The organism is Dactylosporangium siamense (genome assembly GCF_016862795.1).
GTDB lineage: Bacteria > Actinomycetota > Actinomycetes > Mycobacteriales > Micromonosporaceae > Dactylosporangium > Dactylosporangium siamense.
Genome location: NZ_BONQ01000285.1, coordinates 1 through 701, shown reverse-complemented (window position 1 = coordinate 701; position 701 = coordinate 1). Strand labels below are relative to the sequence as shown.

General features: G+C 67.6%; 1 pseudogene. It reads right to left on the bottom strand.

The features are described from left to right. Nucleotides 1-701: pseudogene (locus tag Dsi01nite_RS56965) on the bottom strand (RHS repeat protein); the annotation flags it as partial.

Genomic DNA, 701 nt, shown 5'->3' with positions numbered 1-701 from the left:
GGTGTTGCCGTGCACGTCGACCGCGTAGTCGACGTTCCACTTGTACGCCTGCCGGCACCCGGACGCCTGGAACGTGGAGGCGTTGCACGGCTCGTTCGGGTGGTTGCCGTACACCGGGACCGTGAAGACCGACTGGGTCTCCTCGCCGCTGGTCCAGCCCGGCAGACGGTTCTTGCCGAAGAAGAACTGCGTGCCGTCGGGTGAGGTGAACTTCCAGTGCTCCCCGTCGTTGTCACCGTTGTTCAGCCCGCCGTCGAACAACTGCTCGACCTTCGAGCCGTCATCGTTCTTCAACTTCCACACATTGCTGGTCCCGACCCGCACCAGCTCCGACGCCCGGCCGTTGAGGGTGATCGAGGCGTTGTCCGAGTACCAGCACTGGTCGCCCGTGGGCCGGGTCTTGTTGTTGGCGTCGCCCTCGACGTCCGTCGCACACGGCTTGTAGCGCCGCTCGATCTGACCCGGCGCGAACTCGAAGCCCATCCCGATCCACGACGCCTGGTTGTTCGCCCCGACCGTGCGACCGTCCACGCCACTGGACGCGTACGCCAGGGAGATCGTCGGCGCGGGTCCACCGTTCGCCGGGGGGACGCTCAGCGGGTATGACCAGGTGAAGTCACCCGTCGAACCGCCGCCGCCCCATGCCGCGGACTCGCTGAGCGAGGTCGCCCCGAAGTTGCCCGCGCCACCGGAACCGGCCG